Source organism: Mesobacillus sp. AQ2, from assembly GCF_030122805.1.
In the GTDB taxonomy this organism is placed as follows: domain Bacteria; phylum Bacillota; class Bacilli; order Bacillales; family Cytobacillaceae; genus Mesobacillus; species Mesobacillus oceanisediminis_A.
This window is the reverse complement of the sequence record NZ_CP126080.1, coordinates 1649163-1668953: the sequence shown is the minus strand read 5'-3', so window position 1 is coordinate 1668953 and position 19791 is coordinate 1649163. Positions and strand designations below refer to the sequence as shown.

At 42.6% G+C, this 19791-nt stretch carries 19 protein-coding genes; 5 read left to right on the top strand and 14 right to left on the bottom strand.

The genetic code is table 11. The features are described from left to right. Positions 1–93: 93 nt before the first annotated feature. The 9 genes from QNH36_RS08215 to QNH36_RS08175 form a co-directional block, all read right to left on the bottom strand. Complete coding sequence (locus QNH36_RS08215; RefSeq protein ID WP_481825304.1) at positions 94–1911, bottom strand: ABC transporter ATP-binding protein; 1818 nt, start codon at positions 1909–1911, stop codon at positions 94–96. 57 nt (positions 1912–1968) lie between these two features. Further along, the gene (locus tag QNH36_RS08210; protein ID WP_283905034.1) at positions 1969–3717 is read right to left on the bottom strand and encodes an ABC transporter ATP-binding protein; all 1749 of its coding nucleotides are present in this window, start codon (positions 3715–3717) and stop codon (positions 1969–1971) included. An 851-nt stretch (positions 3718–4568) separates the two neighbouring features. Continuing rightward, on the bottom strand, positions 4569–5024 hold the full coding sequence (locus QNH36_RS08205; protein ID WP_251542192.1) for a TlpA family protein disulfide reductase: 456 nt from the start codon (positions 5022–5024) through the stop codon (positions 4569–4571). Positions 5025–5062: 38 nt separating this feature from the next. Continuing rightward, on the bottom strand, positions 5063–6187 hold the full coding sequence (locus QNH36_RS08200) for an N-acetyldiaminopimelate deacetylase (protein WP_251542194.1): 1125 nt from the start codon (positions 6185–6187) through the stop codon (positions 5063–5065). 63 nt (positions 6188–6250) lie between these two features. After that, a complete protein-coding gene (dapD, locus tag QNH36_RS08195) occupies positions 6251–6961 on the bottom strand; it encodes a 2,3,4,5-tetrahydropyridine-2,6-dicarboxylate N-acetyltransferase (RefSeq protein ID WP_144474716.1) in 711 nt (236 codons plus the stop codon). Positions 6962–7098: 137 nt separating this feature from the next. Next, a complete protein-coding gene (locus tag QNH36_RS08190; protein ID WP_144474715.1) occupies positions 7099–7992 on the bottom strand; it encodes a transcriptional regulator CcpC in 894 nt (297 codons plus the stop codon). 268 nt (positions 7993–8260) lie between these two features. Next, entirely contained in the window at positions 8261–9766 is a 1506-nt protein-coding gene (locus tag QNH36_RS08185; RefSeq protein WP_251542196.1) for an MDR family MFS transporter, read from the bottom strand. A gap of 57 nt (positions 9767–9823) precedes the next feature. After that, the gene (cbpB, locus tag QNH36_RS08180) at positions 9824–10270 is read right to left on the bottom strand and encodes a cyclic-di-AMP-binding protein CbpB (RefSeq protein ID WP_251542199.1); all 447 of its coding nucleotides are present in this window, start codon (positions 10268–10270) and stop codon (positions 9824–9826) included. A gap of 215 nt (positions 10271–10485) precedes the next feature. Beyond that, complete coding sequence (locus QNH36_RS08175) at positions 10486–10722, bottom strand: YkuJ family protein (protein WP_079508258.1); 237 nt, start codon at positions 10720–10722, stop codon at positions 10486–10488. A 183-nt stretch (positions 10723–10905) separates the two neighbouring features. On the opposite strand from QNH36_RS08175, the gene QNH36_RS08170 reads away from it, so the two are divergent. Further along, positions 10906–11868 (top strand): MBL fold metallo-hydrolase, encoded by a 963-nt coding sequence (locus QNH36_RS08170; protein ID WP_251542201.1) that lies wholly within the window; start codon positions 10906–10908, stop codon positions 11866–11868. A 1-nt stretch (position 11869) separates the two neighbouring features. Beyond that, entirely contained in the window at positions 11870–12109 is a 240-nt protein-coding gene (locus tag QNH36_RS08165) for a glutaredoxin family protein (RefSeq protein WP_144474711.1), read from the top strand. A gap of 79 nt (positions 12110–12188) precedes the next feature. Here the strand turns inward: QNH36_RS08165 and QNH36_RS08160 are convergent, their stop codons facing one another. The 3 genes from QNH36_RS08160 to QNH36_RS08150 all read right to left on the bottom strand — a co-directional run bounded on the left by QNH36_RS08160 (position 12189) and on the right by QNH36_RS08150 (position 14594). Then, entirely contained in the window at positions 12189–12857 is a 669-nt protein-coding gene (locus QNH36_RS08160) for a DUF3993 domain-containing protein (RefSeq protein ID WP_251542203.1), read from the bottom strand. A gap of 212 nt (positions 12858–13069) precedes the next feature. Then, positions 13070–13312 carry a hypothetical protein gene (locus QNH36_RS08155; protein WP_251542206.1) on the bottom strand — a complete coding sequence of 81 codons (243 nt, stop codon included), beginning with the start codon at positions 13310–13312 and terminating at the stop codon, positions 13070–13072. A gap of 73 nt (positions 13313–13385) precedes the next feature. After that, the gene (locus QNH36_RS08150; RefSeq protein WP_251542209.1) at positions 13386–14594 is read right to left on the bottom strand and encodes an EAL domain-containing protein; all 1209 of its coding nucleotides are present in this window, start codon (positions 14592–14594) and stop codon (positions 13386–13388) included. Positions 14595–14765: 171 nt separating this feature from the next. On the opposite strand from QNH36_RS08150, the gene QNH36_RS08145 reads away from it, so the two are divergent. Next, on the top strand, positions 14766–15554 hold the full coding sequence (locus tag QNH36_RS08145; protein WP_251542211.1) for a C39 family peptidase: 789 nt from the start codon (positions 14766–14768) through the stop codon (positions 15552–15554). A gap of 39 nt (positions 15555–15593) precedes the next feature. Here the strand turns inward: QNH36_RS08145 and QNH36_RS08140 are convergent, their stop codons facing one another. Then, entirely contained in the window at positions 15594–15818 is a 225-nt protein-coding gene (locus tag QNH36_RS08140) for a hypothetical protein (protein ID WP_144474706.1), read from the bottom strand. 168 nt (positions 15819–15986) lie between these two features. On the opposite strand from QNH36_RS08140, the gene QNH36_RS08135 reads away from it, so the two are divergent. Then, positions 15987–16871 carry a metallophosphoesterase gene (locus tag QNH36_RS08135; protein ID WP_251542213.1) on the top strand — a complete coding sequence of 295 codons (885 nt, stop codon included), beginning with the start codon at positions 15987–15989 and terminating at the stop codon, positions 16869–16871. Here QNH36_RS08135 and QNH36_RS08130 read toward each other — a convergent pair whose 3' ends face one another. After that, positions 16872–18983 carry a sensor domain-containing protein gene (locus QNH36_RS08130; RefSeq protein WP_251542214.1) on the bottom strand — a complete coding sequence of 704 codons (2112 nt, stop codon included), beginning with the start codon at positions 18981–18983 and terminating at the stop codon, positions 16872–16874. Positions 18984–19185: 202 nt separating this feature from the next. Here QNH36_RS08130 and QNH36_RS08125 point away from each other — a divergent pair, with 202 nt between their 5' ends. Further along, complete coding sequence (locus tag QNH36_RS08125) at positions 19186–19683, top strand: L,D-transpeptidase family protein (RefSeq protein ID WP_251542222.1); 498 nt, start codon at positions 19186–19188, stop codon at positions 19681–19683. Positions 19684–19791: the final 108 nt, after the last annotated feature.

The window sequence follows — 19791 nt, the reverse complement described above, 5'->3', positions numbered from 1 at the left end:
ATAGCCCCCTAAATTTTTATCTTTATGTAATAGACGGCCTTTTTGTAAATATGTTACAAAATAAAAAAAGAAAGCCTTCACAAAGAAGACTTTCTATCCCGCATCCAGCATATTGAATTGTGCTTTTACAAGATCATGATATTCTCCCTGAAGCTCCATCAACTGGTCATGATTTCCCCGCTCAATGATCAAACCATTTTCCAGCACGAAAATATTATCCGCTTCCCTGATGGTTGACAATCGGTGAGCAATGATGATTGCTGTCCTGCCTTTTAACAGTGTCTTGAGGGCTTTCTGGATTTTCACTTCTGTTTCCGTATCGATGCTTGCAGTCGCTTCATCCATGATCAGGATACGGGGATTTGCAAGCAATGCTCTTGCGAAGGATAGGAGCTGGCGTTCTCCCACTGAAAGGATATTTCCACGTTCTTCAACCTCTGTTTTATAGCCATTCGGCAGTTTGGCGATGAAATCCGCTGCCCCTACCGCTTCAGCAGCTGCCATGACTTCTTCTTCGGTGGCATCCGGCCTGCCAAAAAGGATATTATCATAGATCGTACCCGAAAAAATGAAGGTATCCTGCAAGACGATGCTGATATGTTCTCTAAGGCTGCCAATGGAAATTTCTTTCAGATCATATCCATCAACCAAAACCTTCCCTGATGTCGGATCATAAAACCGACTGATCAGATTGGCTATTGTCGTTTTCCCTGATCCCGTATGCCCCACTAATGCCACTGTCTGGCCCGACTGCATTTCAAGGCTGATACCCTTTAGCGCAGTCCGTTTTTCGTCATAAGAAAATACTACTTTATCAAATTTAATGTCACCACGTATGTCATCCAGTTCAATTGGATTATCTGTTTCAGAGACAATAGGCTTTTCATCAAGAAATTCAAAAATTCGTTCCGAGGATGCCATCCCCATCAGCAGCTGGTTATACACCTGCCCCAATCTTGATATCGGCTCCCAAAACATCCCTAGATAAAAGGCAAACGAAACAAATACACCGATGGAGATAGTATCATTTTGGATCAGGCTTGCTCCATACCAGATCAGCACTGCGGTCCCAAGGGCATTTGTCAATTCCACCATTGGACGGAACATGGCATTTTTCTGTGAAGCAGACTTCCAGCTTTGGAAGGTCTCATCATTTACACCATCAAAGAAGGCCATATTTTCATTTTCCTGCGTAAATGATTGTGTAACCCTTATCCCCTGAATGCTTTCATTCAAGTGGGAATTCAGCTTTGATTGCTTCATTCGTACATCCTGCCATGAGCGCCTGATATTCTTTCTCAGCTTCGTGGAGATCAGGAACATAATTGGCAAGATGATCATGATTGCCAATGTTAACTGTGGACTCAGCGAGAACAGGATAAAGAAGATCCCGATCAGGAGGACCATATCCATCAACAGGTTGATGACACCATTAGTGAACAATTCCTGAAGGGAATTGATGTCATTCATGATCCTTACCAGTATTGAACCAGCCGAACGCTGGTCAAAAAATCGGTGGGAAAGATTCTGCACATGGGTGAACAAGTGTTTGCGCAAATCATAAATGACATTTTGGCCCAGTTGATTCATCCAGCGAATCCTGAAAATATTTGCGATATAAGAGACGGTATATAGGCCTCCGATGATAGCGACAAGCCAAAACAGCATCGTTTCATCCTTGTTTTTCACTGCCCTGTCAAGTGTGTAGATCCCAATCAAGATCGGAATCACAAGCCTTACCGCTGTCGTAATCAATACCATCGCAATCGACAGCGGCACAAGTGTCCTTTTATACGGCATCATATAGCTGAAAAGCCTTAGCATCTGTTTCCAGTTAAAAGGCTTATCGATAATCTGGTCTGTAGAATAGTGAAATCTTTTTAGCACTTGAGAATTATTTTTCCTGCTCAAAAACCTTCCCCCCTGCATTCTTGGTTATTAGCGATTGACGGATTGTGACTCAGGATATCAGCCAGTTTGTATCACCTTTTGACGGTCTTTGAACTGGATATCATAAATCTTTTGATATGTTCCGCCATTCTGGATCAATTGCTCATGTGTCCCGCGCTCGGCAATAGATCCATTTTCGAGTACAAGAATTTCATCTGCATGTTTGAGAGAGGATATGCGGTGTGCGATGATGAATGTCGTCCGTCCCTTCATGACTTCCAGTAATGCTTGCTGGATCTTGAACTCGGTTTCCATATCAACCGCACTTGTAGCATCATCCAGGATTAAAATACTTGGATTGACGCAAATTGCCCTCGCGATGGCGATTCTCTGTTTCTGGCCTCCGGATAGTCCCATGCCTCTTTCACCAAGAATCGTATCATATTGATCCGGAAGTTCCATGATGAAACTATGCGCCTGGGCCCTTTTGCCAGCTGCAATGATTTCATCCATTGTCGCATCCGGGTTACCATAGGAAATATTGGCTTTAATCGATGATGAAAACAAGAAAGATTCCTGAAGGACAATGCCAATATTGCTTCGAAGTGAGCGAACTGAATATTCCTTGATATCCTGGCCATCAATAAGAACCTGACCTGAAACCGGCTCATAGAATCTTGTCATCAGCTGGGTTATGCTTGTTTTCCCTGATCCTGTCGATCCAATCAGTCCAATTGTCTGTCCAGGCTTTGCCTTGAAGGAAATATCATATAAAGCTGCATTTTCATCATCCCCGTAGCGGAGTGTGACATGATCGAATTCTACTTCTCCGGATAGCTTTTCAATCTGCAAAGCTCCCTTCTTTTCTTCAATCTCGGCGTCAGCCTCAAGAATTTCCAATAATCTTTCACCAGATGCCTTTGATTGCGAAAATAAATTTACCACGAATCCCAGGTTCATGATCGGCCACATAATATACCAGACAAGACTGTAAAATGCGACTAGTTCTCCTGGAAGGAGCGATCCGTCCATGACAAGAAAACCACCGTAACCCAATAACAGGACGACGCTTAAATTGCCGAGAAACTCCATGAGCGGAAAATACTTCGCCCAGATTTCAGATGTAAATAAATATTGATCCTTATAATTGCCATTCGAATCATTGAATCTGCCAATCTCATAATCTTCACGCGACAGAGATTTCACCGTGTTGATTCCGCTGATATTTTCCTGGACCTTAGTATTCAATTTGCCAAATGATTTACGAATTCCCCTGAAAGCTGGATGTACCGCCTTGTCAAACTTATAGACGACCACCGCTAGAAAAGGCAGGGTCGCAAGTGTCACCAGAGTCAGCGGGATGGAATAATAGAACATCACGGAGAAACTTATGCCGATTAAAAGAACAAAACGAATCAATTCGGAGAACCCGAAGCTCAGAAAAAAGCGGAATCCTTCTACATCAGCCGTCAGCCTCGACATCAGATCCCCTGTCTTCGCATTGTCATAATATCGGAAGGAAAGAAATTGAAGCTTTTCATAAAGCGAATTCCTAAGTTTATATACAGAGTGAATTCCGAAAAGGTCCCCTGTATATTGATAAATATAAGTACAAACCCCTTTAACGATCATGAATCCCACGAAACCAGCTGCCAGAACCGGAATCATCTCATACCTTCCGCCAATGACGGCTTCGTCAATCGTAAGCTGAAGAATCATAGGATACACTACAGTAATTGCTGTTACGATCAACATAAATAAAATCGACCATATAAAGTAATTTCTGTAAGGCCAATAATACTCCTTCAGTTTTTTGAATGTCTCCATTCATTTCCCTCCTTTGGAAAAGCTTAACAAAAAGAAAAGGCACGTATACATTAATATATCGAGTTTCGAAATATTTTTCCAGCTTTTTTTAAGAATTTTTTTATTTTTTTGTATATGGGAATTATCTGACTTTATAGGTAGAAAAATTGGTGGATTTACTTCTTTTGTGGTTGAGTAAGTGAGAAAAACATAGCAACATAAGGGTACCATTAGACAAGAAAGATACCCTTATGAGAGGGAAAAGAGAAACATAAGGGTGCCTTTAGCCGAGAAAGATACCCTTATGAGAGGGAAAAGAGAAACATAAGGGTACAATTAGCCGGGAAAGATACCCTTATCAGAGAGAAAAGAGCAACATAAGGGTGCCTTTAGCCCAGAAAGATACCCTTATCAGAGAGAAAAGAGCAACATAAGGGTGCCTTTAGCCGAGAAAGATACCCTTATGAGAGAGAGAAGAGCAACATAAGGGTGCCTTTAGCCCAGAAAGATACCCTTGTAAGAGAGAAACGAGCAACATAAGGGTGCCTTTAGCCCAGAAAGATACCCTTATGAGAGAGAGAAGAGCAACGTAAGGGTGCCTTTAGCCCAGAAAGATACCCTTATGAGAGGGAAAAAAGCAACATAAGGGTACCATATTAGCCGAGAAAGATACCCTTATCAGAGAGAGAAGAGCAGGATGACGCAGAGCGATCCTTAAGACTTGAATCCAAAATGTCCGACAGATTCCTCTGTCGGACATTTCCTTGGCGATTTACTTTGGAAGTTAGACTCGTTCTAGCGAACATTCTCATGACGATTTCCTTGAAAAAAGTCCGAGTTCTCGAACGTAAAAGAAAGATGTTGATCAACCATCATTCGTTGTTTTCCGTTTCATCGATTATTCTGACCAGGCGCTTTTCCAGCATCTTCATTCCGCTTCCGCCAGCCTGGAAATGCCTTAAGAGACCATTTTTGTCAAAAAGGTAGTAAGCTGGCACGTACTTGTTTTCAAATGCATCCGTCAATTTAAGATTGTCGTCAATGAAGATGGGCTGGGTAATCTGATGCTCTGCTGCTGTCTGTTTGATTTCATCCATATTCATGTCCTGTTCTGACCGCGGCATATGGACAGACATCACATTCAGTTTGTCTTTATAAGTATCTCGGAGTTCATTTACCATTGGCATTGCTACCTTGCATAGATGGCAGCTGATCGACCAAAAGTGGATCAGCGCAGGCTTTTCGCCGACCAGCTGTTCTCTCGTTATCTCACCATTCAGCCATTCAGTGGCTCCTGATATTTCAGGCATAGTCTGACGCAGTCTCATATCGAACACCTCTTTTTTGGGAATGATAGATTCTCAATCTATTTACTATTATATTCGATATACTCCCTTAATAAATCAACGGCGGTTTTGATCGCTTCTTCATCAGGATTCAGCCTGGAATGATGCAGTCCGTAGCCCGAGTTTACACCCAGCCAGAACATGATTCCGGGAATTTCTTTAAGCATATAGCCAAAATCTTCCCCAGTCATTGCTTCCTTACACACGACCACTTCAATGTTTTCCTTTTTTTCAGCAAAGGCAATGAAGTCACGCGCTATTTCTTCATTATTATAAACCTGGTGATACATGGCACCATAGTCAATTGAGGTTTTGCATTGGTAACCAATTTCAATGCCTTTTACAAGTGCCTCGATTCTTTCCTTGACTCTTGCCATTGATTCCACAGACAGCGTTCGGATTGTACCCTCCAGCCTTGCTGTTTCAGCAATGATGTTTTGAACGGTGCCACCGGTGATTTTTCCTATTGTTACCACCGCACTATCAAGTGGATCGACATTTCTTGAGACAACCGACTGAAGCTGGTTCACAAGTGCACATGCAGCGACAACCATATCATTGGTTTGATGAGGATATGCAGCATGTCCCCCTTTCCCCTCAAGGTCAATGAACAACTCAGATGTATTGGCAAACAACAGCCCTTCCCTTGTTGCAATTGTTCCCACTGGATATTCAGGGGCAATGTGCAAGGCAATGATCAAATCTGGTTTCCATTCCTGCATGATATTTGTCTTCAGCATTGGTTCAGCGCCACCCGGACCTTCTTCCGCCGGCTGGAAAATAAACAGTAAATGATCATCAATTGGGTTCTCGACAAAGTAAGTTATCAGCCCAAGGGCGATTGTCATATGGAAGTCATGGCCGCAAGCGTGCATTTGGCCTTGATGAAGGGATTGGAATTCTAGTCCTGTTGCTTCTGAGATCGGCAGTCCATCGATATCTGCCCTGTATCCGATTGTTTTTTTGGGATTCGTCCCTTGGATTTTGACAAATATACCCGTTTTCCAAGTCTTTACTACAATCCGGTCAAGGGGAAGATTCTTCAGATAATCAAGTAGATAAGCCTGCGTCTTGAACTCCTTGAAACCAAGTTCAGGAATCTGATGCAAATCTCTTCTAATTTTAATGAATGTGTCCCAATTCATATCGTTCTCTCCTTATAAAAGAAAGCGCGGACCAATTATCCACGCTTTCTATCATGCTTGCTATTAAAGCTGGCGAAGTTCCTGCTTGATTTCAGTTTTTGATTTCGTTTTTTCGTCAATTTCCTTAATGACGCGTGCTGGTGTTCCAGCAACAACTGTGTATGGAGGCACATCGTCAATGACAATAGCGCCTGCAGCTACAACAGCTCCTTTTCCTACTGTTACCCCTTCAAGGACTACTGCGTTAGCACCGATGACGACGTCGTCCTCAACCACGACTGGCTTTGCTGAAGGTGGCTCAATGACACCCGCAAGTACGGAGCCTGCACCGATATGGCAGTTCTTTCCGACTGTTGCACGCCCGCCCAGAACGACGTTCATATCAATCATCGTGCCTTCACCAATAACAGCACCGATATTGATGGACGCTCCCATCATGATTACAGCGTTGTCACCGATTTCCACCTGGTCCCTGATGATGGCGCCTGGTTCAATGCGAGCTTTGATATTCTTCATATCCAGCAATGGAATGGCAGAATTCCTGCGGTCGTTTTCAACGACATACTCTTCGATTTTTGCCTGGTTCGCTTCAAGTGCCTGATTGATTTCAGCCCATTCACCAAAAATGACACCTGTGTTTCCGGAGAAGAATGTCTTTGAGTTCTCGCCGAAATTAATACCCTCAAGATCACCTTTGATATAAACCTTTACCGGTGTCGCTTTTTTGCTATTTTGAATGAACGAAATAATTTCGTTCGCATCCATCATTTTCATAGACTTTACCTCCAATTATGTATGTGTTGTCACAGGCTCTTCTTTTCGACGCCTTGCTAATGTACTAAAGCAATCGAATGAAAACAGCCTTTTCTAAAAATTACTTTAACAAACAAAAGTTTTTAAAACAAGAAAAACTAATTATCGTTTTTCTTTGAATCGACTATGTGTTCCTTGACGATTTCAATAAAGGCCTGAACCTGCTTTAACTGGAAGGCTGATTCGTAGCCAAGGAGCCAGGTGTCCCTTCCTAATGGTTCATTGTTTTCGTCATGAAGCGGTACTTTGAAGATATCCTTTTCAGCCCCATTGAGTGTAATTGCCGGGAGGATGGCGTAGCCAATCCCATTGAAGGTCATTTGTTTACAAGTTTCAATCTGGTCGACAATGATTGTTCTTTTAGGCGCTGTCTGGAATTGCCGCAGCCACCAATCCTGGATTTCCTGATAGTAATTCGAATCACTTTTAAACTGGATGAACGGCCGGTCTGTATCCAGGACTTGCTCCGGACTTGTGATTTCTGTGTCAACCAGGTAAAGGCTGTCTTTGAAAAGGTGGATTTTGACACCCTTCCAGTCTGGTGTTCCCCTGATAATGCCGATGTGGACCTGGTCCTCATAAAGCGCCTTGGATATTTCACTGCTCCAGCCCGTCACAAGCGAGATTTTCGCCTGTGGATAACGGCTTACATATTTCTTCAACACCTGTGGCAGCCAATTTTGCCCGACAATTGAAGCGACAGCTATTTTAAGGGTTCCATACACTTCTGAGTTTAATGCATGGATCGTTTCTCTCGCTTTTTCTTCCCTGGCGATGGTCTCATTGACAAATTGAAGGACGACCTCTCCTGCAGGAGTCAAAGTAAGCCCCTTCTGGGAGCGAAGGAAAAGCTTGGTGCCCCAATCCTTCTCAATTGATTGAAGACGCTGGGACAAGGCTGGCTGTGAGACAAACAGTCTCTCCGCTGCCTTCCTCATATTCATCTCCTGTGCAAGCACTGACAATAAATGAAATTCCGAAATTGATGACATCGTTTACCCTCTTTAAATGTTTTTCAACTATATAGTACCATTCTCATCGATTATTTTATAAGGCTCTTTTCTAATACTTTGTTGCTATTGACCACAATATGGGATTGAATGACCTAGTTTTCATTTAAATACATGCTTATAATCAGAAAAGAGCTTGCATACTTAAAAACGAACTGCAAAATGGCTTTATAGCACGTTAAAATCGGCTTTAAGATTTTAACAACAATCTTTACGAAAACAGACTTTATAAACAAAAACTGCAGAAGCTTCAATCTGCAGTTTTTTCTTCTTTTGGCAGAAATAAGATGAACAGCAAGCTGACGACTGCGAATATGAACACGACAATATAGACAGAATGCAGTGCATTTGTCAGTGCGTCCTGGAGGATCGTTTTCATGCCAGCAGAAAGCTTTTGGCGTTCCGCCTCATTGAGCAGCACATTTGCTGCATCTATCGAAAGATCCTGGTCTTCTGCTCCATGCTTTTTCATATAGCTGAGGATGCTGCTGTTGAGAACTCCGCCGAGCAGTGCTGCACCAACGGTATTGCCAAGGTTCCTCATGAACATATTTGCGGCGGTAGCGATTCCTCTCTGCTGCCAGGTGACCGTACTTTGAATAGAAACGATGAAAGCCGTGCTTGTCAGTCCCATCCCTACTCCGACGAAAAACGACCCTGCTGCAGCCCATAACGGACCTGCCTCAGGTGTCAAAGTGACAAACAGAATGCTGCCCAGGATCAGGGATGCTCCGCCAAAAAGGGAAGTTTTACGGTATCCGATACTCAGTAACAGCCTCCCGCTGGCTGCTGAAGCAATTGGCCAGCCAATCGACATTGCCGTCAGGGTGAAGCCTGCTACGATCGGGGACCGCTCCATGACACCCTGTACGAATGCCGGTAAAAAGCTTGATATGCCAATCAGCATGACGCCCGTAGTCAATGAGGTCATATTGGCAATGAAAATGGATTGTTCCCGCCAAATATTAAACGGCATCATAGGCTCTTCTGCCCTTTTCTCTTGAAGAATGAAGAAAATGAATCCAAGGACGCTCAGGCTGATGAGACCGATTGTTTTCGGTGAAGTCCAGGCCCAGTTCGCTCCAGCTTCTACAAGGACAATCATCAAGGAACTAATAGAGATTGTCAGCAGGATAGCACCCGGATAATCGACTTTATGCTTCTTTTTCTCGATATTTTCATGAAGGTATAACCATAGACCCGCGATTGCGAGTATACCAAGCGGAACATTGATCCAGAAAACATATCTCCAGCTTGCATATTCCACAAGGAGGCCTCCGAGTGCCGGGCCTGATACAGCTGAGATTCCCCAGACACTGGAGAGATAGCCCTGTACCTTTGCCCGTTCCTCCCTGGAATAAATGTCCCCGACAATTGTTGTGGCAATCGGCATGACAGCGCCTGCGCCAAAACCCTGGATGAAACGGTATAAGATCAACATCTCCATCGTTTCTGCCGTACCGGACAGGATGGATCCAATCAGGAACACAATGATACCAAAAGTCAGTATTGGCTTCCTTCCAAATAAATCAGAAAGTTTCCCATAGATAAGGACCGTAACAGCATTCATCAGCAAATATGCTGAGAAAACCCAGCTGTATAATGCAAACCCGCCAAGATCCCCGACAATAGCCGGCATCGCGGTTGACACTATAGTCCCTTCCACGGCTCCCATGAACATGGCGAGCATGACTGTTGCCAGGACATATGGCCGTTTCGTTTCTTTTTTCACAGTCTTTTGTTCAGCTTGTCCCATACTTACACCTCGAAAAGTAAAAAATTCAGCTCCCGTATCCGGGAGCTGCCTCATGCACTATTTTTTATTCATTCTTTTCACTTCGTTCGTCAATTTCTGCAAAACAGTCCGTCTTGTCAGAATTCCTTCAAAAATCCCTGATTCATCTTCTATACATAGAAACGGATAATCTACCAGCAGATCAAGGGAAGATTGCAAATTGGAATGGACATTGATCCTGGGGATTTCAGTGTTCATCGCGGTTTCAACTTTTTTAGTATCAAGCTGCTCAAATTCAATTCTCTCGAGTCCGAGGATGGAATCCATAATGATAGGTGTACTGATCAAACCCATTAAACGATAATGTGGATCCAGTACAGGAATTGCAGTATATCCGCTCTTTGTCAAGACAAGGAGGGCGTGCTCAAGACTATTGCCGACTTGGACGTGGGCTACACGTTCAGAAGGAATCATCAGGTCCTTAACCGATAATCCCAGAAATTCACCGCTGTAAAGACTAATCATGGCGAAAACTCCCTAAAATGGATTTCTTTCCATTTCATTTTATCATAAATTATATAGTGGTGCTTTTATTTAGTTTGCTCCAAAGAATAATAAAAAGCGCAAGCGCCTCTTTCAAAGCGTTGGAGCTTGCTGGTATCCACACCTAATTGTTTTTATTATTTCCTAAAGAACAAAAAAGGACCACAAAATGAGGCCCTTTTGTTATGGATCTTTGATTACTGAATAAGGTCAAAGATCTCAATCGTAATCATGTCGATGTTATCGAACTGGTATTTCTTCGGCTTTTCCTTGTCGTTGTAAACTTCCAGTTCATATGTTTCCGTTTTTGGATGGTATGTAACCTGGCATTTACGCTCCCCATTTACCTCAAAAAAGCGCTGGGAAGGCTCCCCTCCATTAGACTGCTCTTGCAGATTCTTTAAACGGGTGATGATTCCTTGAAGCTGTGACATTGCTCCCTCTCCTTTCAAGACAAAAACCAATAACTTATCAATAGATTTTGCAATTGGCCTATTTATATCCATGTAAAATGATTTCAGAATTTTCTATACATAATTCTTTACATGTCAATATTAACAGAATAAAATATTGTCAGACGATGTACAAGTAAAAGCTCTAAGAAAAGGAGGGATTTTTTGAAAAAGCCAGTACAAATATCACAAAATGTCTATCTTATTGATGATTATGATCTCAAGATGGAAGAACGTACAGGAACCTATGTATTGACTGAGGACAAGGTTACCATTATCGAAACTTCCGCGAGTCCATCCATTCCCTATATCCTTGAAGGCTTGAACATACTCGGAATATCCCCGGCAGATATATCATACATAATCGTTACGCATATACACCTCGACCATGCTGGCGGTGCAGGTTTGATGCTCAAACACTGTCCAAATGCAAAAGTCATCGTTCATCCTAAGGGTGCCAGACATCTCGCCGATCCTTCCAGACTGATTCAGGGAGCAAAAGCGGTTTATGGCAAAAAGTTTACCGACCTGTTCGATCCGATTGTTGAGGTACCGGAGGATCGTTTGCTCATCAAAGGAGAGGGCGATACACTGAAAATCAGCGAGAAGCTGACGCTTGAGTTTCTGGATACTCCCGGCCATGCCAATCATCACCTGAGCGTTTATCATCCTTTAACAAAAGGGATTTTTTCAGGTGATACTGCCGGGATCTTTTATCCGCAGCTTTACCGTGAAGGAATTGAATTCTACCTTCCCACCACATCGCCAAATCAATTCGATCCGGGAAAAATGCTTGAATCCATGAAAAAATATAAGGAATTAGGTATCGAAAGAATCTATTTTGGTCATTATGGCATGTCGGAAAGACCGGCCGAAGCTTTCAGGCAGGTTGAGCATTGGCTTGAAATATTCATTCAGGAAGCAGAATTAGCTTTCTCAGATAAAAATCAACGTGAAAAGCTAGTCGAAAATATAACAAAAAACATTTATGATAAAATACGTTCCCATTTAAAACAGCAAGGTCTGGCTGACAGCCATCCGATCTACGAGCTGCTCTTCCTTGACATCAATGTAAGTGCGATGGGACTGGCACATTATTTAACAAAACTGAACGGAGGAAGCTATTAATATGAATGACATCATCGTGTATACACAAAATGATTGCCCTCCCTGCAAGATCATTAAAATGTTCCTGACTGAATTCGGTTTTTCTTTTACCGAGAAGAACATCAATGAAGATGACAGCAGCAGACAGGAGCTGACTCAGACTTACAACTCCTACTCAACCCCTACGATCGTCATAGGTGAAGAAGTCATCACAGGGTTCGATCTGGAGCGGTTAAAAAAAGTCCTGGATATAAAAGATTAAAGTCGGTTACCTTTGATTCATAATGCTTGCGAAAAAAACCATAAAAGAAGAGGTGCCCTCGAGTGCACCTCTTCCACCTTTATAATAGCCCAACTAAAATGGTCCTGTTTTCGCTCCGGAATACCACTCCTAATTCCATGAATGTTTTCAATGTCGAGAAATTTGGTCCAAAAACGATTTCACCAATGAACGGCTTTTCTTCACTTTCTGGTTTAGCAGCCTGCTGATCTTTCATTTTTTCTGGATATGCCTGTTTGATTACTTCCTCGGGCACCTGATCATACAAATATTCAGCAACCTTCCATCCATCCTTTTCCTTAATGAGCTTCAATCCTTCATAATGATCCTCATAGTTTACAGGTCCTTCCTCAGCAGACGGAAAAAATTCGACAACGTATATTTCATCTTCAGATTCCACCACTTTTGTTTTATCGGAAAATGCATAAAATGGGATATAATATGGTGCTATGTCGGTCCCATATGTCTGGAAATCATTTTCCTGGCCGACAACGTTCTCATCAATGAATCCTGACTTGTACGCATCTGTAAAATAAGGGTCAAGGATGCTGTCAATTTCCTCCATCGTCCTCCCTTTTTCACTTAACGAGACCTGTGAATCAAAAGCTTTCCCGAGGAATTCGAAAACTTCTTCCCTGCCATGCAGATCTGATTGTGCATATGCATTGGCCGGGACGAACAAAACAAAAAATCCAAATAATAGAGATAATAGCTTAGAACGCTTGTCCATTTTCTCCCCCTCTTTCTTGATGACTAATACATACAATATTACCAAGATTTACCCTCTATGATTATGAAATTTTTTCGTAAAATAACTTCAGCATCTGACATAAAAAGCGGCTTCTTATTCTCAAATTACCCTATACTGGCTCGAACTAACGCAAATATTGAAAAAATTGTTGGTTTATCAGGGCAAAAAAAAATAACCCCCAAACTTGGAGGTTAATACCTGGCTGTGGTCACCGCAAAATAAATGATGAACAACAGGGCAATTGAAAGGACAATGATATAGGTTAAAAAGATTGGATTGCGGATATATGCGTGCTCCTGGACGGCGCCTGGAACCTGGGAATCGAGATTTCCCTGCGCTCTTTTCTGTCCCTTGCCTAATGCCCAGGTATAGAACAGACCGCCAGCCAGCACACCCGCACCTGCTAGTAAAAGCATTGTTGTATAGATACTCATATAAATCCCCCTTTATAGAAGGCTGTATATATAAATTGTGCTTAATCCGCTTTCCTATTCGCCGATCACCCTGTCAAAATAACCCTTCCCTTACATGTAAAAAAGATGCACTTAAGTCAACGAACAAAAACTCCTTTTCGTTCAATGGAAGCGAAAAAGTCCTTATGACTTCTCCAGTTTCTATGTCACTGTAGCGATCTGAGAGGATCCCTTTTTTTCCGCCTCTCATCCGGATGATATTCTCAAGAAAATATGGGCGCCAGCTCCAGTTCTTATTTTCGTATTCCGGCTGCAAAAGCCACTCATTCCCTGCTTTATAAAGATTAGGTGATAGCTGGAATCCGTCTTCATCACAGACATACATGCGGAAAGCAACCCCATCCATACGATCACCGAGAGCCATCAGTAACTCACTTGGATTCTGTTCTTTTCTATACTTGCTGATCAATTCCTGAAACCTGCTGTTCAATTCTATCCGCAAATCATAGAATGACTGAAGCCGTTTCTTCTCGGATAAAATAAACCCGTGGATTTCACCCTTCAGCTTATCCTTGAGGATCTCTTTGTCCACTAATCCATGATCAGGTTTTTTTAAGTAAAATCCTTGATAGAACCTGCCGCCGTTCTTCCAGGCAAATTGCAGCTGGTATGGTGTTTCAATGTTTTCAAACAATATCGCGGCGCCAATTTTACGGGCGAGGATGGATAAGGAATGTAGAACATCCAGGTAAGCTGGTCCGCCGTTATTGGATCGGAGTGAGGACATATCAATTTTTAGTATTTCTGGTTCTATGCCTGCTATACGGTTTAAATAACTGCTTTCGCTGCCTACTTTATCCATCGCGATTTTTATTCCGTAAGATTTATAATAATTGATTAGATGCTCGATATGGCTTTGGACATGGCGATCAGATATTTCAAGGACAATATGATCTGGACGAACACCTTTATCCTGGTAAGACAGAATCAATTGCAAAAAACCTTCCCCATCGTCCAACATCAATAATGCCGCATCCCTGTTAACAAACCACAATAACTCCTGCTCGCATGCACTAGAAGCTATTTCAAGAGCTTTGCTAAGTACAGCATTCTCCACTTCAATCCGGTATTCTTCCGGTATCGAGTCATCATCAAAAAAAGATCCAAGACTTATTTCTTCGTTTTTGCCTACATAACGGCCTAAAATTTCGTACCCGATGATTTTATGTTCTTCCGCATTAAAAATCGGCTGAAAGTATGGTACAACGTGCTCAAGGTCGGTTAATATATCAAGAGCATCCAAAAAACTCAAACCTCCCTTCAAAATTTGCGCATTTTCTATTCCATTACTTTGATATGAACGATTTTACCACAATATGATAAATCCCTCAGTTACACTGTTTCCATTTTCCACAAGTCATAAAAGCCTCCAGATGGCCAAAGATAAAAGCAGAGCTTATGGAAGGATGATGACATGAAACCGTGGCATTTCATCGGCATTATTCTTCCATTGCTTGGATGCAGTCACGGCTCGCCCGCCGAAAACCAAATCAAGACCCTCAAGACAGACCATGAACCAATCGTTATCAAGGAAGTTCCTGAACAGATTCAGGAACTGGCGGTCCCGAAACCAGAACAAAAACCAAAAGTACAGCATCAGCGTGACAAACAGATAATGATGAATGTACCCTTGATTATACAAAATCCAGAATTAAAATATGGGTGTGAAGTAACCAGCCTGGCCATGATGCTGAAGTATGCCGGGGCTGAAACGAATAAAATGAAGCTTTTCAATGAGATTAAAAAAGATAATGATCCACTGAAGCGTTCTGCAAATGGGGATATCATAAGCTGGGGCGATCCAGCTGATGGCTTTGTTGGAGATATGACAGGGAAACGCGCAGGGTATGCAGTTTTTGATAGGCCTATGGAAGAGTTGATCAACAATTATCTCCCAGGCCGGGCCGTGAATTTGACCGGCAAAAACTTTGAGACTGTTCTGAATCATGTAGCTTCCGGTTATCCAGCCGTCATGTGGACGACAGGTGACTATCGTCTTCCGGATCGCTGGGAATCATGGACACATGGCAACGAAGTCATAAAAACGCCACTCGACTTACACGCAGTCGTCCTTGTTGGTTTCAATGACACGACTGTCTATCTGAACGACCCTCTTTCAGGCCGAAAACAAGTGCCTGTTAACAAGCAGCGTTTTATTGAAACATGGAAAGCGATGCAATCAAGAGCAGTCAGTTACCGTTAAAAAATCGATAAAGGCTGGATTCCTTCCGGCCTTTCTCTTTTATTTCCCTCCGCTCTTCCTCTCAAGCGATTTATGAAGTTTGGCAATAGAATGGACGATTGTCCTCTTCTTATTAAAACCTTTTGCTGTTGCCGACACCCCATTAAAGACAGCGATTGAGTTCCCCCAAGTTCCTAAACGGTCAAAACCGGAAACAAAAACTTTTAAATAGCCATTTTTCATGGGTATGAACATTATTTCCATTCTCATATCATAATATTTCATCAACAACACCTCTTTTACCGAAAGGACAAGTCATACTTTTCCTTTCTCTTCCCCAGAGTCATGATCAAGAAACACAAAAATGAATTCCTTCCCTAAAATGGCACTTCTTTTTTCCATGTATGTTTGCTAGTATAGTAGAGAAAATTTGGAGATAGGTTGGTATTTTTCATGTCTGAGCAAATCACCCGGAGGAAATTTATAAAAAAGGCAGTCGGCACATTATTGACTGCAGGCGGACTCACCGCTGGCGGCTATTTCTATGCCCGGGAAGTCGAGCCTCGGATGCTTGATATCAAGCGCCATACTATCAGGAGCGCCATGCTTCCGGCAGGATTTGATGGAGTGAAGATCATCCAATTCAGCGATACTCATATTGGTTTTCAATATACAATTGAGCAGCTTGCGAAGCTGGTTGCCAAAATCAATGAACTGAATCCGGATTTGATTGTTTTTACAGGCGATTTACTTGATGACCCCCGGCACTTTACAGAAAAGAAAAGGACAATCATCACACTGTTACAACAGTTAGAGGCCCCTCTTGGAAAATTTGCTGTATATGGAAATCACGATCATGGAGGATATGGTTCTGATTTATATAAACAAATGATGGAGCAATCAGGTTTCACCTTGCTGCTGAACGATTCTGCTGATGTCAGGCTTCTTGATGGCAGTTCGATCTGGATTTCCGGCATTGACGATGCCATGCTTGGCAAGCCAAATCTGGCAGAGGCTATGTCCAAAATACCTAATGAATCCTATACCATCCTCTTATCCCATGCTCCAGATAAAGCAGATGAAGCAGCACAATATTCTATTCAATTGCAGCTGAGCGGCCACAGCCACGGCGGACAAATCCAGATACCCTTTTACGGTCCACTGGTTACCCCGCCATTTGCCGAAAAATACGTAGAAGGCTTCTATGACGGAGGAAACAACAAGGAATTTAAACTATATGTGAATCGCGGACTGGGAACAACCAGGCTTCCGTTCAGGTTTTTGTCACAGCCTGAACTTACATTATTTACACTCCGCCACAAAAAAACAAGCAGCTGATCAGCTGCTTGTTTTCATTATGAATCTCTCTTCTGCTTCCATTACTTTTAATGGTCTTGCAAAAAAGAACCCCTGGGCTTTTTCGCAATCGGCATTTGTAAGGAATTCTACCTGGCTTGGTTCTTCAACACCTTCGGCAATCACTTCCATGCCCAGGCTTTTGCCAAGGTGGATAATGGTTGTTATGATGGCGGCATCCTTGCCGTTATACTTTATATCCCCTATGAAACTCTGGTCAATCTTCAATACATCAATAGGAAACTGCTTTAAATAACTGAGTGATGAGTAGCCTGTCCCAAAATCATCAACGGAAATTTTGATTCCTAGATCTTTCAAACGTTTCAAGGTTGGGATTGTTTCTTTCGTATCCTGCATTGCTCCTTCTGTAATCTCAATTTCCAGAAGGCCAGGATCTATATCATGCTGTTCAACCGCATTTTTAATCACCCTGACTAAATCCAGCTGCAAGAATTGCTTCGGGGATATATTGACCGCAATCCTGATTGGTCTCCCTGCCTTCTCAGACCATTCCCTGATTTGACGGCATGCCCTGTCAATTACCCAGTTGCCGATCGGGATGATCAACCCGGTATCTTCTGCAAGCGGAATGAATTCAGCAGGAGAAATAAAGCCAAACTCAGTGCTGTTCCATCGAAGCAAAGCTTCAAAGCTGGAAATTTCATTGGTAATTAAGTTCACCTGCGGCTGAAAATAAAGTTCCAGTTCTTCCCGTTCGATGGCTTTTCGCAAATGGGCCTCAAGGGTAACGACATTGATTCCTGTTGATTGCATGTCTGACCGATAAAATTGGTAGTGTGCTTTCCCTTTTTCTTTAACGCTATATAATGCTTCATCCGCATATTTAATCAAGGATTCAGCGTCCCTGCCATCATTGGGATATAGACTGATTCCAATGCTTGGTGTTATATAATACTCCTGGGAATTGAAATAAAAAGATTCGTTGAATCCGGATAATATTTTTTGTGCAAATTCACCTGCGGCCAGCCTTCCTGTTTCTTCAAGGACAATGATGAATTCGTCACCGCCTTGTCTGTACACAGTACAGTTTTCTTTTTGGATTTCGACCAGTCGATCGGCAACCTGTTTCAGAATCTGGTCGCCAACAAGATGACCCAGTGTATCGTTCAAATACTTGAACCGATCGATATCAAGAAAGAGAAGGGCGAATGGATTTTTTTGCTTCATTCGGCTTTTGACAAGACTATCAAGATGATCGAGAAGTGCCCTTCGGTTTTGCAGCCCTGTAAGCTGATCGTGGAATGCCATGTATCTTATCAACTCGGTATTTTTAGCCTGTTCGGAAAGGTCCCGTATGATGATATACATGCCTTTTATTTCAGAATGAATCACAATTGGTATCGTCTTCAAATGGACTGTCAGGAAATTGCCCTTTCGGTGCATGAAGCGGCAATCAAGCGATTCCTTTGCATTTCCATGTTTCGTATCAGCCAAAAGTTCGTGGAATGGCGGCAGGTCACTCTCGCAAATCAAGCTGGTGATCTTCCTCGATTTAAGCTGTTTGACCGTATAACCGGTCAATATTTGCGCAGCTGGGTTGACATCAAGGATTTTTCCTTTTAGATCGATTGAAAAAACCGCATCAAGATTATGGTCGATAAGTGAACGATAGCGCTGCTCACTGTCAATCAATCTATTCTTTTCCTTCATCGTTTCGGTAATATCCCGGGTTACCGCTACAACATATTGAACGTCCCCTGAAACATTCTTCACCGGGGTCAGCAGCGTCTCACCAAGAACCTGTTTTTCATTTTCTAGATCAACTTCATGATGGAAAACGACTTCCTCACCAGTTTTCACGGACTTTACATACTGCTGCTGCAAATGGGCAAACCGGTCAACAGGCAATACTTCCTTCATCGTCTTGCCAATATCACGCGGGTCCATTCCCGCGTGAAGCAGCCCGTTTTCATTCGCAAATAAGTAACGGAATTGAAATCCCGGTTCTACCTTCATGATAAAAACAAGATCCGTCACATGTTTAAAGATGATATCTGAAATCATCTGTTCTATTTTATTGGGAGCTGGTGTGCTCCTCCTTTTTGTGATTCGTGATTGCTTCATCTGATCCATCTAACCATCCTCATTCCAGAAGTACGTTCGTACCTGGTCCATGATCCGAAATAGTTTTATATCCCTATTTTACCTTTTTGAATAAGGAAAAACGATACTATTTTTTTAATATTTACAAATTTTCGCTAAAAATCGACATCCGGAAACCGCAGGGTGACCTTCCTCTCCAACAGGCATAAGCTGATTCAGAGGAGGAGATTTTATGTATCATATTGTTAAAAAAGGCGAGTCTTTGGTCGTTATCGCAGCTAATTACCGCCGGCCCATCGGCCAAATCCTGTCTGCGAATCCCGGAATCATCAACCCGGCGCTCATCTATCCAGGCCAGCGGATTTCAATTCCCGGACTTCCAGAGCCAGCTTCCATTCCTTATTCCATTTCGGTATCATTAACCAGCAAAAGGCTCAGTTTATCCAGAGCAGGCCATACAGTAAAAACCTACCCAGTCGGCATCGGGAAAATGCTGACTCAAACCCCGGTCGGTGAATTTGTCATTGTCAACAGAGAACCCAACCCAGGCGGGCCTTATGGCGTAATGTGGTTATCACTTTCCAAACTTGGGTATGGAATCCATGGGACAAATAATCCTGCCTCCATCGGCAAGTTAGTTTCAAAAGGATGTATACGCATGCATAATAAAGATGTCCTCGAATTGGCCCGGCAAGTACCCAATGGAACAAGAGTAACCATCAGACCATAATAATGCTCGATGATAGGCTTCTATTTCTCAAAAAGCCAAATAAAGGGTATAATAGAAATATGGTTAAAAAGGACTTGCATAAGTCCTAACGAAGAAAGGAGCCTATCC

Excerpts from the sequence above, each read along its gene's own strand:
- QNH36_RS08175 (WP_079508258.1), bottom strand. The coding sequence starts at position 10,722 with ATGTCACAGCTTCAAGGAATCATCACCCGTTTAAAGAATCTGCAAGAG.
- QNH36_RS08205 (WP_251542192.1), bottom strand. The coding sequence starts at position 5,024 with ATGAGACTGCGTCAGACTATGCCTGAAATATCAGGAGCCACTGAATGG.
- QNH36_RS08130 (WP_251542214.1), bottom strand. The coding sequence starts at position 18,983 with ATGGATCAGATGAAGCAATCACGAATCACAAAAAGGAGGAGCACACCA.
- QNH36_RS08135 (WP_251542213.1), top strand. The coding sequence starts at position 15,987 with ATGTCTGAGCAAATCACCCGGAGGAAATTTATAAAAAAGGCAGTCGGC.
- QNH36_RS08125 (WP_251542222.1), top strand. The coding sequence starts at position 19,186 with ATGTATCATATTGTTAAAAAAGGCGAGTCTTTGGTCGTTATCGCAGCT.
- QNH36_RS08200 (WP_251542194.1), bottom strand. The coding sequence starts at position 6,187 with ATGAATTGGGACACATTCATTAAAATTAGAAGAGATTTGCATCAGATT.
- QNH36_RS08210 (WP_283905034.1), bottom strand. The coding sequence starts at position 3,717 with ATGGAGACATTCAAAAAACTGAAGGAGTATTATTGGCCTTACAGAAAT.
- QNH36_RS08155 (WP_251542206.1), bottom strand. The coding sequence starts at position 13,312 with ATGAGTATCTATACAACAATGCTTTTACTAGCAGGTGCGGGTGTGCTG.
- QNH36_RS08160 (WP_251542203.1), bottom strand. The coding sequence starts at position 12,857 with ATGGACAAGCGTTCTAAGCTATTATCTCTATTATTTGGATTTTTTGTT.
- QNH36_RS08190 (WP_144474715.1), bottom strand. The coding sequence starts at position 7,992 with ATGTCATCAATTTCGGAATTTCATTTATTGTCAGTGCTTGCACAGGAG.
- dapD (WP_144474716.1), bottom strand. The coding sequence starts at position 6,961 with ATGAAAATGATGGATGCGAACGAAATTATTTCGTTCATTCAAAATAGC.
- cbpB (WP_251542199.1), bottom strand. The coding sequence starts at position 10,270 with ATGATTAGTCTTTACAGCGGTGAATTTCTGGGATTATCGGTTAAGGAC.
- QNH36_RS08185 (WP_251542196.1), bottom strand. The coding sequence starts at position 9,766 with ATGGGACAAGCTGAACAAAAGACTGTGAAAAAAGAAACGAAACGGCCA.
- QNH36_RS08145 (WP_251542211.1), top strand. The coding sequence starts at position 14,766 with ATGAAACCGTGGCATTTCATCGGCATTATTCTTCCATTGCTTGGATGC.
- QNH36_RS08140 (WP_144474706.1), bottom strand. The coding sequence starts at position 15,818 with ATGAAATATTATGATATGAGAATGGAAATAATGTTCATACCCATGAAA.
- QNH36_RS08165 (WP_144474711.1), top strand. The coding sequence starts at position 11,870 with ATGAATGACATCATCGTGTATACACAAAATGATTGCCCTCCCTGCAAG.